A 15,023-nucleotide genomic window follows, 5' to 3' on the forward strand; every position below is an offset into this window, starting at 1 on the left:
TTTCCGGACATTATATATAAGAAGCCGCGATTGCGAAGTTTAGACTTCTGATATCCGGATTTCCTTCGCCTTAACGCTTGAACGAGGCTTTAGCAACAGAAGCCGGCACGGCTTTTGTCGCAGCCGACGTTCTCAGAGGGCCGACTGCCCTTTCTCCTGAAGGCACGTAGAGCATTTCGCTGCGCATTTGGAAAAGATCATGTCCTGTTTGCGAAGCTTTTTCGCTCTTTCGGGACTTGTCGTTTTTATTGCATGTGCGAATGTGCGGCCGGGTAGCATCGGGATGAATGCATGCGTTATTCGGCATATCAGCTTTTAAAACAGGCGTTTTCGGGCAATCGTCATTGGCAGCCGGTATGGCGGACGCCGGAGCCAAAGCCACATTACGACGTGATTATCGTCGGCGGTGGCGGGCACGGGCTGGCGACGGCCTATTATCTCGCCAAGGAATTCGGCATCACCAACGTCGCAGTGCTCGAAAAGAGCTACATCGGCTCCGGCAATGTCGGGCGCAACACCACGATCATCCGCTCCAACTATCTGCTGCCCGGCAACGAGCCTTTCTACGAATTCTCGATGAAGCTCTGGGAAGGGCTGGAGCAGGATTTCAATTATAACGCCATGGTGTCCCAGCGCGGCATCGTCAACCTGTTCCATTCCGACGGCCAGCGCGATGCCTATGCCCGGCGCGGCAATGCCATGCGCATGCACGGCGTCGATGCGGAACTGCTCAACCGTGAGCAGGTTCGTCGGATGATGCCTTATCTGAATTTCGACCATGCGCGCTTTCCGATCCTCGGCGGCCTCTTGCAGCGGCGCGGCGGTACGGCGCGACACGATGCGGTCGCCTGGGGTTATGCCCGCGGCGCCGACAGCCGTGGCGTCGATCTCATCCAGCAATGCGAGGTGATCGGCATCCGCCGCGAGAACGGTGTCGTCACCGGCGTCGAGACCAATCGCGGCTTCATCGGCTGCAACAAGCTGGCGCTCGCGGCCGCCGGCCACACATCGATCCTTGGCAACATGGCTGATCTCGAGCTGCCGATCGAAACGCACGTCCTGCAGGCATTCGTTTCCGAAGGTCTGAAGCCTGTCATCGACAATGTCATCACCTACGGCGCGGGACACTTCTATATCTCGCAGTCGGACAAGGGCGGTTTGGTCTTCGGCGCGGATATCGACTATTACAGCTCCTATGCGCAGCGCGGCAATCTCGCCACCGTGGAACATACGATAGAGGAGGGGGTGGCGCTCATCCCCGGCCTATCGCGTGTGCGTGTGCTGCGCGCCTGGGGCGGCGTCATGGATATGAGCATGGACGGCTCGCCGATCATCGATCGCACCCCGATCGAGAACCTTTATCTGAACTGCGGCTGGAACTATGGCGGCTTCAAAGCGACGCCGGCCTCGGGCTTCTGCTTCGCGCATCTGATCGCCAAGGGCGAAAGCCACGACGTCAGCCGCCTCCTGCGTCTTGACCGTTTCGAGCGCGGCTTCGCGATTGACGAAGGCGGCAAGGGTCCGCAGCCGAACCTGCATTGAGGGCACAATACCAATGGCAAGCTTGATCAACTGCTCGCATTGCGGCGTGCGACCCAAGGAAGAATTCTCCATTCGCGGCGCATCCGTCGTTCGCCCCGCGCCATCCGCGCCGGATGAGGACTGGAACCGTTACGTCTTCATTCGCGACAACGAGCGCGGCCGCATCCAGGAATATTGGCATCATGGTGCGGGGTGTCGCCGCTGGCTGGTCGTCGAGCGCAGCAATGTCACGCATGAAGTCTTTTCCGTTGTCGATGCCGAGGACAAGGCGAAGGAGGCGGCACGATGACTGCTTATCGTCTGTCGACCGGCGGTCTCGTCAATCGCAGCCGCCCGCTTTCCTTCCAGTTTGACGGCAAGGAGATGAAGGGTCTGGAGGGTGATACGCTTGCCGCCGCTCTTCTCGCTAACGACCAGCTGCTGGTCGGGCGCAGCTTCAAATACCATCGGCCGCGCGGCATCCTGACCGCGGGTTCGGCCGAGCCCAACGCGCTCGTCACCATCGGCAAGGATGGCCGCACCGAGCCGAATACGCGTGCCACCGTCGCTGAGCTCTATCAGGGCATGGCGGCTGTGAGCCAGAACCGCTGGCCGTCGCTGAAGCACGATTTTGGCTCGGTCAACAGCTTGCTCTCGCCCTTCCTCGGCGCAGGCTTCTACTACAAGACCTTCATGTGGCCGGCTGCCTTCTGGGAGAAGGTCTACGAGCCGATCATCCGGCGCGCCGCAGGTCTCGGCAGGGCGGTCATGCAGGCCGATCCGGACCGCTATGAAAAGGCCTGGGCGCATTGCGATCTGCTCGTCATCGGCTCCGGTCCGACGGGCCTGATGGCGGCTCTGACGGCTGCTCGTGCGGGCTTGCGCGTCGTGCTGGCCGACGAAGGTTTTCGGTTCGGCGGCTCCCTGCTTTCTGAAAAGCTGACGATCGGCGGTGCTTCCTCCGATGTCTTCGTCCAGGCGACGCTTGAGGAGCTGCAGAGCTTCGAGAATGTGACCTTGATGCCGCGCACGACCGTGTTCGGCTGGTATGACGGCAATGTCTTCGGCGCGGTGGAGAAGGTGCAGAAGCACGTGGCGATGCCATCGCCCGATCTTCCAATCGAGCGCCTTTGGCGCATTGCCGCCAAGCGGGCCATTCTCGCTTCGGGAGCAGAAGAGCGGCCGCTGGTGTTCGGCGGCAACGATCGTCCAGGCGTGATGATTGCCGGCGCCATGCGCAGCTATCTCAACCGTTACGGCGTCGTTGCCGGGCAGAAAGTCGCGGTCTTCACCAATGGCGGCTCGGGCTATCGCACTGCGGCCGACCTCGCCGCCGCAGGCGTCGAAATTTCAGCGATCCTCGATGCGCGAGCCGCATCGGCGGATGCTGCTCCTCAAGGCGTCCGCGTGGTGCATGGAGCAAGCGTGCATGCGACCAAGGGCAAACATCGCATCAGCGGCGTCATCGCGGATCGCGGCGGGCTGGATGAGCTGATTGCCTGCGATGCGCTTGCCATGTCGGGCGGCTGGTCGCCGATCATCCACCTTGCCTGCCAGCGCGGCGCCAAGCCGGTGTGGTCGGACGAAAAGCAGGCCTTCATGGCGCCGATTGTCGGCGGCGAGCTGGAGATTGCTGGCTCTGCAGCGGGCATTGAGAGCGTTTCGGGCTGCCTCGCCGATGGCGCGGAAAAGGCACGGCTGGTTGTCGAGAGCCTGGGCCGTGTGGCTCATGCCAGCGATCTGCCTGAAGTCGAAGGCGAATACGACCCGTCCTTTGCGGCAATTTGGCATGTGCCTGGTGCCAAAGACAAGGCGTTCGTCGATTTCCAGAACGACGTCCACGCCAAGGATCTGGGCCTCGCGCTGCGCGAAGGCTTCGGCCATGTGGAACATGCCAAGCGCTACACGACGAGCGGCATGGCGACGGACCAGGGCAAGCTCGGCAATGTCAACGCTGCCGGCATCATCGCAGGCATGCGCGGCGTCAGCCCGGCTGCCGTCGGCACCACGACCTTCCGCCCATTCTATACGCCGGTTTCCTTCGGCGCGCTGGCGGGCACGGCGCGCGACAAGCACGCGCAGCCGGTCCGGGAATCGCCGCTGCATGGCTGGGCGAAGAAGAACGGCGCAAGCTTCGTCGAGGCCGGCCTCTGGTATCGTTCGTCGTGGTTCGCACGGCCGGGCGAAAAAGGCTGGCGCGACAGCGTCGACCGCGAAGTGCTGAACGTCCGCAACAATGTCGGCATTTGCGACGTGTCGACGCTCGGCAAGATCGAGATCTTCGGCAAGGATGCGGCGGAGTTTCTAAACCGTCTCTATTCCAACGCCTTCCTGAAACTGCCGATCGGCAAGGCGCGCTACGGCTTGATGCTGCGTGAGGACGGCATGGTCTTCGATGACGGCACGACGAGCCGGCTGACGCCGGATCATTTCTTCATGACGACCACGACGGCTATGGCCGGCGAGGTGATGACGCACATGGAATTCTCAGCCCAGACGCTATGGCCGCATCTCGACGTTCGTTTCGTCTCCTCGTCCGACCAATGGGCGCAGATGGCGATTGCCGGTCCGAAGGCGCGGCTGGTGCTGGAGCAGATCGTCGAGGATGATATTTCCGACGCGTTCTTCCCCTTCCTTGGTGCGGCCGAAGTAATGCTGAAGGGGGGCCTGAGGGCCCGTCTGTTCCGCATCTCCTTCTCGGGCGAGCTGGCCTACGAGTTGGCAGTTCCGGCCGGATATGGCGAGGCGGTGGCCGACGCGATCATGGACGCCGGCAAGGCGCATGGCATCTGCCCCTACGGCGTCGAAGCCCTCAACGTGCTGCGTATCGAGAAAGGGCATGTCACCCATAGCGAGCTGGATGGCCGCACGACGCCCGACGATGTCGGGCTCGGCCGCATGATGTCGACGCAGAAGCCGGATTTCATTGGCAAGAGGCTTTCGACCCGCTTTGGCCTGACGGCCGCGGACCGCGGCCAGCTCGTCGGCCTGAAGCCCATCGATACAGCCAAGGAAATTCATGCGGGTGCGCATATCTTGAAGGAAGGTGCCCGGCCTTCGACCGTGAACGATCAAGGGCATGTTTCCTCGGTCTGCTTCTCACCCACTCTCGGTCATTCCATCGCGCTGGCTTTCCTGAAGTCGGGTCGGGAGCGGATCGGCGAGCGGGTGACGGTCTGGGACGGATTGCGCGGCGAGGAAGTGGCGGCGGAAGTCTGCAGCCCGGTCTTCGTCGATCCGGACAACAAGAAGCTTCAAGGGTGAGGGCTCGATGAGCGTTGCGTTTCAGAACAGGCATGTGCTGGAAGATCATATTTCCGGCTTCGAGGCTGCCGCCAATCCGAATCATCTCGCCGTCGTGCGTCGTCCTGCAATCTTCTCCGTGCTTGGCAGGGCAGGGGATCAAGCCGGTGTTCTCAATAGCCTGAAGGCGATCAGCGACGTGTCGATTCGTGACGTCGGGCCGCGGGAATGGTTCGTTGTCTCGGACATTCTTGGTGCAGAGAGCGTGGCGCGGGATCTCTTCGCGCTCGATCCGGCTGTCGTTTCCTTCCTGGAACAGAGCGACGGGCGCGTGGTGCTTCGCATTTCCGGTCCCAGCGTGCGGCGCATCCTCGCCAAGTGCGTAGCCGTCGATCTGCATCCGGAGGTTTTTGCCGAGGGACAATCGGCCAATATGCTCTGCTGTCATGTCAGCGCCAATGTCGCCCGTACCGGTGCCGATCACTTCGAAATCATCGTGCCGCGCTCCTATGCCGGCCACGTGTTCGAGGAGATCATGGAGATGGGGCGGGAATTCGCCCTAACGGCCGGCTTCGCCGATTGAAAACCCCTATCATGGTTGAGTTCGGATGCCTTGCCGGCCGGCTTGCGCTGCGAATAGCCGATGGCGCGATCCGAACAATTGCGATGGCGCAAACAGACATATCGGTTTCGCAGTTCGGGCTATTTGGGCTCTCGGATAGTCTCTAGTTTTCCTCTCAAATACGGTCGGTCGCGCGGGAAGACACCCGGCGGCTTCGTGCCGAAAACAGGGGATTCCCAGATGAAAAGCCATGCCAAGGTCGTCGTCATCGGTGGCGGTGTCGTCGGATGTTCGGTGCTCTACCACCTCACCAAATTCGGCTGGACCGATGTGGTGCTGCTTGAGCGTTCCGAGCTGACATCCGGATCGACCTGGCATGCCGCCGGCGGCATGCATACGATCAACGGCGATCCGAACGTTGCCAAGCTGCAGAAATACACGGTCGAGCTCTACAAGGAGATCGAGGAATATTCCGGCCAGGACATCGGCCTGCACCTGACCTCCGGGCTGATGCTGGCGGCAACGCCGCAGCGCTTCGACTGGCTCAAGTCCATTCTCGCCAAGGGCCGCTATAATGGTCTCGAGGCGACGCTGCTGACGCCGAAGGAAGCGCATGACATGATGCCGCTCCTCGATCCGGACCAGTTTGTCGGCGCTCTCTACGATCCCGTCGAAGGCCATCTCGACCCCTACGGCACCACCCATGCCTATGCCCGCTCTGCCAAGAAGAACGGCGCCGACATTTATCTCCACACCAAGGTGGAAGAGCTGGTGCAGCGCGAGGACGGCTCCTGGCGCGTCATCACCAACCAGGGCGAAATCATCGCCGAGCATGTCGTCAATGCCGCCGGCCTCTGGGCGCGCGAAGTCGGCCGCATGGTGGGTCTGGAACTGCCGGTGCTCGCCATGGAGCATATGTACCTCATCACCGAGGACATGCCCGAGGTCATCGACTTCAATAAGACGACGGGCAAAGAGCTGATGCACTGCGTCGACTTCGACGGCGAGATCTATCTGCGCCAGGAGCGGCAGGGTATGCTGATGGGCACCTATGAAAAGGCATGTCGCCCATGGTCGCCGGTGACGACGCCGTGGGATTTCGGTCACGAGCTGCTGGCCGAGGACATCGAGCGCATTACCCCGGAGCTGGAAGTCGGCTTCCGCCATTTCCCGGCCTTCAACAATGCCGGCATCAAGCGGATCATCAACGGCCCCTTCACCTTCTCGCCTGATGGCAACCCACTCGTCGGCCCGGTGCGCGGCCTTCGCAATTACTGGTCCGCCTGCGCCGTCATGGCCGGCTTCAGCCAGGGCGGCGGCGTCGGGTTGGCGCTTGCCAACTGGATGATCTATGGCGATCCGGGCTTTGACGTCTTTGCCATGGACGTCTCCCGTTATGGCGACTATGCGACGCTCGCCTATACGAATGCCAAGGTGCGCGAGAATTATGCTCGTCGCTTCTCGATCCGTTATCCGAATGAAGAGCTGCCGGCCGCACGTCCGCTGCTGACGACGCCGATCTACGACAAGCTGAAGGATGCCGGTGGCGTCTTCGGGGCCTATTACGGCCTCGAGCAGGCACTCTGGTTCGCGCCAAAGGGCGAGGTCGATCAATTCTCCTGGCGGCGTTCCAACGATTTCGATGTCGTCGCCGCCGAAGCCAAGGCGGTGCGCGAGAGCGTCGGCCTGATGGAGACCTCCGGCTTCGCCAAATATTCGGTCAAAGGACCGGGCGCGGAAGCCTTCCTCGACACGCTTCTGACCTGCCGCATTCCGGCGATCGGTCGCATGACGCTGGCGCCGATGCTGAAGCATGACGGCAAGCTCATCGGCGACTTCACGCTGGCTAAGCTTGGACACGAAGATTTCCTTCTCATCGGCTCTGGTATCGCCGAAGCCTATCATATGCGCTGGTTCGAAGGCTTGTTGCCCAAGGACGGTTCGGTCGAACTACAGGCGCTCGGCCTTTCGCTTCTCGGCCTTTCGATCGCGGGCCCGAATTCACGCAAGCTGTTGCAGAAACTGACGCATCAGGATCTCTCCACCGCCGCTTTCCCCTTCATGTCGATTCGCCGCATGGATATCGGCATGGCACCCGCGATCGTCGGTCGTGTCTCCTATACGGGCGATCTCGGCTACGAGATCTGGATGAAGCCGGAGCATCAGCGCTACATCTTTGATCTGCTGATGCAGGAGGGTGCCGAATTCGACATCCGGCTCTTCGGTCTCAGGGCGCTGAACGCGCTGCGACTCGACAAATCCTATGGTAGCTGGTCGCGCGAATACCGGCCGCTCTACGGACCGTTGGAGGCTGGCCTCAACCGATTCGTGGCACTGTCCAAGCAGGCCGATTTCATCGGCAAGGCGGCTGCGGCGAAGGAGAAGGCGGAAGGCGGTACGCTGCGCCTGTGCACCTTCATACTTGCAGCCAAGGATGCCGATGTCATCGGCGACGAGCCGATCTATCACAACGGCGCCGTTTGCGGCTGGGTGACGTCAGGCGGCTATGCTCATGCCTCGGGCCTTTCCGTTGCGGTCGGTTACGTGCCGAAGGAAATTGCCGCCGAAACGCAGGGCTGGTCGATCGAGTTGCTCGGCGAGCTTCTGCCTGCAAGGTTGCAGGTCGAGCCGCTGTTCGATGCCGACGGCGCCCGCATGCGCGCCTGAGGGCGTCTCTCACACGCTGGCGGCGGACCCTGACTGGCCCGCCGCTGACGAAAGCTTTTCAGCGCGGGCGCGGTGGGCGGCGATTTTGGCTGTTTTTGAGCCAAAGGCTGCCGCTTTTCTGTCATTTTTGGTCGGATTCGCATCAGCGCACGGCGATTTGAAAAGAATTTGTCAATTTCTTGCCTTTTTGGCTTCACATTTGCTTCGAAACCAGTATGGAATCGCGGCCATAGGCCTCTCGAAGGAACCTAAAAAAGTAATAAGAGATGTGTCGTATGACGGCGCATCCAGGGGAAATGACATATGGATTATTTTATCCAGCAGCTCTTAAACGGGCTGACTCTCGGGTCGATCTACGGCCTGATCGCCATTGGCTACACCATGGTTTACGGCATCATCGGCATGATCAATTTTGCCCACGGTGATGTTTTCATGCTCGGCGGCTTTGCCGCTCTCATCACCTATCTGGTTCTCGTTTCGCTCTTCGCCGGCCTGCCGGTCGCGATCATGCTTTTGGTGATGCTGATCGTCGCCATGCTGATGACAAGCCTCTGGAACTGGGTGATCGAGCGCATCGCCTATCGTCCTCTGCGCGGCTCGTTCCGGTTGGCGCCGTTGATTACGGCCATCGGCATGTCGATCGTGCTGTCGAACTTCATCCAGGTTGCCCAGGGCCCGCGCAACAAGCCGATCCCGACGCTGGTGGGTGACGTCTACAATTTCGGCGGCGTCTCGCTGTCGCTGAAGCAGATCATCATCTTCATCGTGACCGTCGTGTTGCTGGCCGCCTTCTGGTACATCGTCAACAAGACGGCGCTGGGGCGTGCTCAGCGAGCAACCGAGCAGGATCGCAAGATGGCGGCGTTGCTCGGCATCAATGTCGATCGTACCATCTCCATCACCTTCATCATGGGTGCAGCCCTCGCGGCCGTCGCCGGCACGATGTATCTGATGTATTATGGCGTCGCCAACTTCACGGACGGTTTCGTGCCTGGCGTCAAGGCCTTCACGGCTGCGGTCCTCGGCGGCATCGGTTCGCTGCCGGGCGCCGTTCTCGGCGGCCTGATGATCGGCTTCATCGAGTCCTTCTGGTCTGGCAATTTCCCCATCGCGTATAAGGATGTCGCTACATACGGTATCCTGGCCTACGTGCTGATCTTCAAGCCGACGGGTATTCTCGGCCGGCCGGAAGTCGAAAAGGTATAACGCCATGGCAAATTCAAACTTCGTTGCAGGCAAGACCGCGCCCGGCCTTGTCCAGAAGGGGCTTATCGATGCCTTCTGGACCGCCATCATCGCCTTCGGCATGTTCGTTCTCTATATCGGCCTCAAAACCGATCAGAACATGGACAACAAGCTGATCATCGTGCAGCGCTGGGGTCTTCTGGCCACCATCGTCGCCATTGCCGCTGTCGGCCGTTTCATCATGACGGTATTAGTCCAGCCCTATCTGGCGGCCCGTAAGGCGGCCAAGGCCAAGGTGGTGCAGGTCGAGGGCGAACCCAGCTTCGCCGCCAGGCATTTTAACAAGATCGCGCTTGTACTCCTGCTGATCTACCCGCTGGCGGCAGTGGCGATTTTGGGGCCGCAGGGATCGCTGACCTATGTCGACAATTTCGGCATTCAGATCCTCATCTATGTGATGCTTGCCTGGGGCCTGAATATCGTCGTCGGCCTCGCCGGCCTGCTCGACCTCGGTTATGTCGCCTTCTATGCGGTCGGCGCCTATTCCTACGCGCTGCTGTCGATGCATTTCGGTCTGTCCTTCTGGGTACTGCTGCCGCTGTCGGGCATTTTTGCCGCGCTTTGGGGCATGATCCTCGGCTTCCCGGTGCTGCGCCTGCGCGGTGACTATCTGGCGATCGTCACGCTCGCCTTCGGAGAAATCATCCGCATCGTGCTGACCAACTGGACCGATGTGACGCAGGGAAGCTTCGGCATTTCCAACATCACCAAGGCGTCGCTCTTCGGCATCTATACCTTCGACATGAAAGATCCGCACAACTTCGTGCGTTCCTTCGGCCTGCCGATCTCGTCGGCCTGGTACAAGATTTTCTTGTTTTACGTCATCCTGGCGCTCTGCATGCTGACGGCCTATGTCACGATCCGCCTGCGCCGCATGCCGATCGGACGTGCGTGGGAAGCATTGCGCGAGGACGAAATCGCCTGCCGCTCGCTCGGCATCAATACTGTCACGACGAAGCTGACCGCTTTCGCAACCGGCGCGATGTTCGGCGGCTTTGCCGGCTCTTTCTTTGCGGCGCGTCAGGGCTTCGTTTCACCGGAATCCTTCGTCTTCCTCGAATCCGCCGTGATCCTGGCGATCGTCGTTCTCGGCGGCATGGGATCGCTGAAGGGTATCGCGATTGCCGCGATCGCCATGATCGGCGGCACCGAACTGCTTCGCGACATGGATTTCCTCAAGCTGTTCTTCGGTCAGGATTTTACGCCGGAGCTCTATCGCATGCTGATCTTCGGCCTCGCCATGGTGGTCGTGATGATCATCAAGCCGCGCGGTTTCGTCGGCACGCGTGAGCCGACCGCCTTCCTCAAGGAGCGAAAAGCGGTCTCCGGCAGCTTTACCAAGGAGGGCCACGGCTGATGAACGCTGTGACCGCAACCCCCGGCGACGTCCTGCTGAAGGTCGATCACCTCTCGATGAAGTTCGGCGGCCTGATGGCGATCAACGACTTCTCCTTCGAGGCGAAGCGCGGCGACATCACCGCCCTGATCGGCCCGAACGGTGCCGGCAAGACCACGGTGTTCAACTGCATCACCGGCTTCTACAAGCCGACGATGGGCATGATCACCCTCAGCCAGAAGGCCGGCAAGGAGTATCTCCTCGAGCGGCTCCCGGATTTCCGGATCACGCGCGAAGCCAAGGTGGCGCGCACCTTCCAGAATATCCGCCTGTTTTCGGGCCTCACCGTGCTCGAAAACCTGCTGGTGGCGCAACACAACAAGCTGATGCGCGCCTCCGGCTACACGATCCTCGGCCTGCTCGGCATCGGCCGTTACCGCAGCGAAGCGAAGAATGCGATCGAGCTGGCGCGCTTCTGGCTGGAAAAGGCCGATCTCGTCGATCGTGCCGATGATCCCGCCGGCGATCTTCCCTACGGCGCGCAGCGCCGCCTGGAAATCGCCCGCGCCATGTGCACCGGACCGGAACTGCTTTGCCTGGACGAGCCGGCTGCCGGTCTCAATCCTCGCGAATCTCTTGTTCTCAACGAGTTTCTGCGCAGCATCCGCAAGGATACCGGCACGTCGATCCTGCTGATCGAACACGACATGTCGGTGGTCATGGAAATTTCCGACCATGTCATCGTGCTCGAATACGGGCAGAAGATCGCCGACGGCACGCCGGATGAGGTCAAGAACGACCCTCGAGTGATCGCCGCCTATCTGGGCGTCGAGGATGAGGAAGTGGAAGAGGTGATTGCCGAAGTCGAACACCTCCAAGAGGGTGAACATTGATGGCGGGGCAACCACTTCTCAAAGTCGCGGGTGTCGAAACCTATTACGGCAATATCCGCGCGCTCGCCGGCGTCGACATCGAAGTCAACAGCGGCGAGATCGTCAGCTTGATCGGTGCCAACGGCGCCGGCAAGTCGACGTTGATGATGACGATCTGCGGCAGCCCGCAGGCCCGCACCGGTTCCGTCACCTTCGATGGCCGCGATATCACGCGCATGCCGACGCACGAGATTGCCCGGCTTCGCATCGCCCAGTCGCCCGAAGGCCGGCGCATCTTCCCGCGCATGACCGTCTATGAAAACCTGCAGATGGGCGCGAGCCTCGACAAGCTCAAATATTTCAACGAGGACGTCGAGAAGATCTTCGCGCTCTTCCCGCGCCTGAAGGAGCGCCAGTCGCAGCGCGGCGGCACGCTTTCGGGCGGCGAACAGCAGATGCTGTCGATCGGCCGCGCGCTGATGGCGCGTCCGAAGCTGCTGCTTCTGGACGAGCCATCGCTTGGTCTAGCGCCGCTGATCGTCAAGGGCATCTTCGAGGCGATCAAGGTCCTGAACCAGACCCAGGGGCTGACGGTGTTCCTCGTCGAGCAGAATGCCTTTGCGGCGCTGAAGCTTTCCGACCGCGCCTATGTGATGGTCAACGGCCGGGTAACGATGAGCGGTTCGGGCAAGGAGCTGCTTGCCAATCCGGAAGTGCGCGCCGCCTATCTCGAAGGTGGACACCATTGAGTTTCGTTTCGCGGAGAATTTGAGATGCAGGGACTTCTCTTCGACACCGATACCGGCGGCCGCATGGTCATCCGCGTTGTTATCGTCATCCTCGGCTTCTGGACCGCGTGGCGTGCCGGCCGCGCCGTTGCGTCCAACTGGGAAACCTACCCGCTTGTCGTCATCTACAGCTTTCTGATCGGCCTTGGCCTGCAGTTCCTGCACCATGCGCTGTTCAATGGCCCCGTATTTGACGTCACCATCTACATCATCGATGTCGTGCTGCTGCTGATCTTTTCGACGGCGGGATACCGGTATCGACGTACCGATCAGATGGTCAACAATTATTACTGGCTCTATGAAAAGACCTCGGCCTTTTCATGGAAGAAGAAGAATTGACAGTGCGCCTAAACTAGGCACAGTCTGCGAATAATAAGAGCGTCGTCCTGCCCATAAAAATAAACGGGAACGGGCAGGGTTATGCTTCCAGAGTTCGAAATGCAAGCGTTACCGGCGTGATGATTGGTGGGTATCGCGCAGGGCAGATCAAACGGAACCCGCTCAAAAATTGGGAGTAATAATATGAAGAAGTATCTTCTGTCGGCGGTGGCTTTGTCGGCGATGATCGCTTTCGGCGGCGTTGCGAAGGCCGACATCATTGTTGGCGTTGGCGGTCCCTTGACGGGTGCGAATGCTGCGTTTGGCGCGCAGCTCCAGAAGGGCGCCGAGCAGGCCGCAGCCGACATCAATGCGGCAGGCGGCATCAACGGCGAAAAGATCAAGATCGAACTCGGTGACGACGTTTCCGACGCCAAGCAGGGCGTTTCGGTCGCCAACAAGTTCGTTGCTGACGGCGTCAAGTTCGTCGTCGGTCACTTCAACTCGGGCGTTTCCATTCCGGCTTCGGAAGTCTACGCCGAAAACGGCATTCTCGAAGTCACCCCGGCTTCCACCAACCCGCAATATACCGAGCGCGGCCTCTGGAACACCTTCCGTACCTGCGGCCGTGACGACCAGCAGGGCGCAGTCGCCGGCAAGTATATCGCCGACAACTTCAAGGGTGCCAAGGTTGCCGTGGTGCATGACAAGACCCCCTATGGTCAGGGCCTTGCCGATGAAACCAAGAAGAACCTCAATGCTGCCGGCGTGACGGAAGTCCTCTACGAAGGCATCACCCCCGGCGACAAGGACTACTCGGCCCTGATCGCCAAGATGAAGCAGGCTGGCGTCGACTTCGTCTATTACGGCGGTCTGCACACCGAAGCCGGCCTGATCATGCGTCAGATGGCCGACCAGGGCGTGAAGGCTCACTTCATGTCGGGCGATGGTATCGTCTCGAATGAACTGGCCTCGATCGCCGGCGACGCCGTCGACGGCACGCTGATGACCTTCTCGCCGGACCCGCGCAAGAACCCGGCTGCTGCCGATCTCGTCGCCAAGTTCCGCGCTGCCGGCTATGAGCCGGAAGGCTATACGCTGTACTCCTACTCAGCCCTGCAGGTTATCGCTGAGGCTGCCAAGGCTGCCGGCTCCAACGACCCGATGGCCGTTGCCGACGCAATCAAGGCAAAGGGACCGTTCAAGACCGCCATCGGCGATCTCGGCTTCAACTCCAAGGGCGACATCACCCGTCCGGACTATGTCATGTACAAGTGGTCCAAGGGTTCCGACGGCAAGTACAACTACGCCGAAATCGAGAAGTAAGTTCTGCTCTGCCGGCTTTCGGCATTGTCATCATCCGAGGAGCCCGGCCATTGGCCGGGCTTTTTCATCACGGCAATATAGGTTCGCCATTTCCTTCATGCCGAAGCTGCTTTAAGTCTGCCCCTCTATCGGCAGGAGGATGGCAGCATGAGCAAACCCCGTATTCTCGTGACCCGGCGCTGGCCGGTGGCGGTCGAAACCGTGCTTTCCGAGCGTTTCGATACGACGCTGAACAAGGATGATGTTGCGCTCGAGGCGGGACAGCTGCGCGAGGCGCTGCTCACATACGACGCGGTTCTGCCTACTGTCTCCGACAAGCTTCCGTCCCAGCTTTTCGAGGGAGAGGCAATCCGAACCAAGATCCTCGGCAATTTCGGCGTCGGCTTCAATCACATCGATGTCGCGGCCGCCAAGGAAAGGGGCGTTGTCGTTACCAATACGCCCGGCGTGCTGACCGACTGCACGGCCGATATCGCCATGCTGCTGCTTCTGTCCGTTGCGCGCCGCGGCGGCGAGGGTGAGCGAGAAGTGCGGGCCGGCGCCTGGACCGGTTGGCGGCCGACGCATCTGGTTGGTACCAAAGTGACCGGCAAGACTGTCGGCATCATCGGCTTCGGCCGTATCGGCCGCGCCTTTGCTCAACGCTGCCATTTCGGCTTCGGCATGGATGTCGTTTTCTACAATCGCTCGGCCATTGATCCGATGGAGGCTTCGCGCTACGGCGCCATGCAATTGCAGACTGTCGAGGATGTTCTCGAAGTTTCCGATTTCGTCTCCCTGCATTGCCCCGGCGGCGCGGAAAACCGCCATCTGATGAATGCGGATCGCTTCACTGCCATGAAGCCGGGCGCATTCCTGATCAATACTGCAAGGGGCGATGTGGTCGACGAAGCCGCGCTTGTTACGGCGCTGGAACGGGGCACGATCCGCGGCGCCGGCCTCGATGTCTATGAGGCGGAGCCGCATGTTCCCGAACGGTTGCGGGAAATGGACAATGTCGTGCTGCTGCCGCATCTTGGAAGTGCCACAGAGGAGACGCGCACGGCCATGGGCATGAAGGTGGTCGACAATATCACCGCCTTCTTTGCCGGACATCAGCCGCCGGATCGGGTGGTCTAATCGCACGGCGGGCTGCTCGCGGCCGG

Annotated in this window: 12 protein-coding genes; all 12 read left to right on the top strand. The window is 60.7% G+C overall.

All coding sequences use genetic code 11. The features are described from left to right. The first annotated feature begins 291 nt into the window (after positions 1-291). The 12 genes from BJ928_RS12420 to BJ928_RS12475 all read left to right on the top strand — a co-directional run bounded on the left by BJ928_RS12420 (position 292) and on the right by BJ928_RS12475 (position 14,997). A complete protein-coding gene (locus tag BJ928_RS12420; RefSeq protein WP_047629290.1) occupies positions 292-1,542 on the top strand; it encodes a sarcosine oxidase subunit beta family protein in 1,251 nt (416 codons plus the stop codon). 13 nt (positions 1,543-1,555) lie between these two features. Next, on the top strand, positions 1,556-1,831 hold the full coding sequence (locus tag BJ928_RS12425) for a sarcosine oxidase subunit delta (protein WP_047629292.1): 276 nt from the start codon (positions 1,556-1,558) through the stop codon (positions 1,829-1,831). Continuing rightward, positions 1,828-4,785 (top strand): sarcosine oxidase subunit alpha family protein, encoded by a 2,958-nt coding sequence (locus BJ928_RS12430; protein ID WP_047629293.1) that lies wholly within the window; start codon positions 1,828-1,830, stop codon positions 4,783-4,785. The genes BJ928_RS12425 and BJ928_RS12430 overlap by 4 nt, the downstream gene beginning before the upstream one ends. Before the next feature lie 7 nt (positions 4,786-4,792). Continuing rightward, positions 4,793-5,347 carry a sarcosine oxidase subunit gamma family protein gene (locus tag BJ928_RS12435; RefSeq protein ID WP_047629296.1) on the top strand — a complete coding sequence of 185 codons (555 nt, stop codon included), beginning with the start codon at positions 4,793-4,795 and terminating at the stop codon, positions 5,345-5,347. Between the two features lie 219 nt (positions 5,348-5,566). Next, positions 5,567-7,993, top strand: coding sequence for an FAD-dependent oxidoreductase (locus BJ928_RS12440; RefSeq protein ID WP_047629297.1), 2,427 nt, complete (start codon positions 5,567-5,569; stop codon positions 7,991-7,993). Positions 7,994-8,296: 303 nt separating this feature from the next. Then, positions 8,297-9,199 (top strand): branched-chain amino acid ABC transporter permease, encoded by a 903-nt coding sequence (locus BJ928_RS12445; protein WP_047629299.1) that lies wholly within the window; start codon positions 8,297-8,299, stop codon positions 9,197-9,199. A 4-nt stretch (positions 9,200-9,203) separates the two neighbouring features. Beyond that, on the top strand, positions 9,204-10,595 hold the full coding sequence (livM, locus tag BJ928_RS12450) for a high-affinity branched-chain amino acid ABC transporter permease LivM (RefSeq protein ID WP_047629300.1): 1,392 nt from the start codon (positions 9,204-9,206) through the stop codon (positions 10,593-10,595). After that, a complete protein-coding gene (locus BJ928_RS12455) occupies positions 10,595-11,467 on the top strand; it encodes an ABC transporter ATP-binding protein (RefSeq protein WP_047629301.1) in 873 nt (290 codons plus the stop codon). Before livM ends, BJ928_RS12455 begins: the two co-directional genes overlap by 1 nt. Next, a complete protein-coding gene (locus BJ928_RS12460; RefSeq protein ID WP_047629303.1) occupies positions 11,467-12,195 on the top strand; it encodes an ABC transporter ATP-binding protein in 729 nt (242 codons plus the stop codon). Before BJ928_RS12455 ends, BJ928_RS12460 begins: the two co-directional genes overlap by 1 nt. 24 nt (positions 12,196-12,219) lie before the next feature. Then, positions 12,220-12,573, top strand: coding sequence for a DUF6867 family protein (locus BJ928_RS12465; protein WP_047629304.1), 354 nt, complete (start codon positions 12,220-12,222; stop codon positions 12,571-12,573). Between the two features lie 183 nt (positions 12,574-12,756). Next, the gene (locus BJ928_RS12470; RefSeq protein ID WP_047629306.1) at positions 12,757-13,878 is read left to right on the top strand and encodes a branched-chain amino acid ABC transporter substrate-binding protein; all 1,122 of its coding nucleotides are present in this window, start codon (positions 12,757-12,759) and stop codon (positions 13,876-13,878) included. A gap of 147 nt (positions 13,879-14,025) precedes the next feature. Beyond that, a complete protein-coding gene (locus BJ928_RS12475) occupies positions 14,026-14,997 on the top strand; it encodes a D-glycerate dehydrogenase (protein WP_047629308.1) in 972 nt (323 codons plus the stop codon). Positions 14,998-15,023 lie beyond the last annotated feature (26 nt).

The organism is Rhizobium sp. WW_1, assembly GCF_003610155.1.
Lineage (GTDB): Bacteria > Pseudomonadota > Alphaproteobacteria > Rhizobiales > Rhizobiaceae > Rhizobium > Rhizobium tropici_A.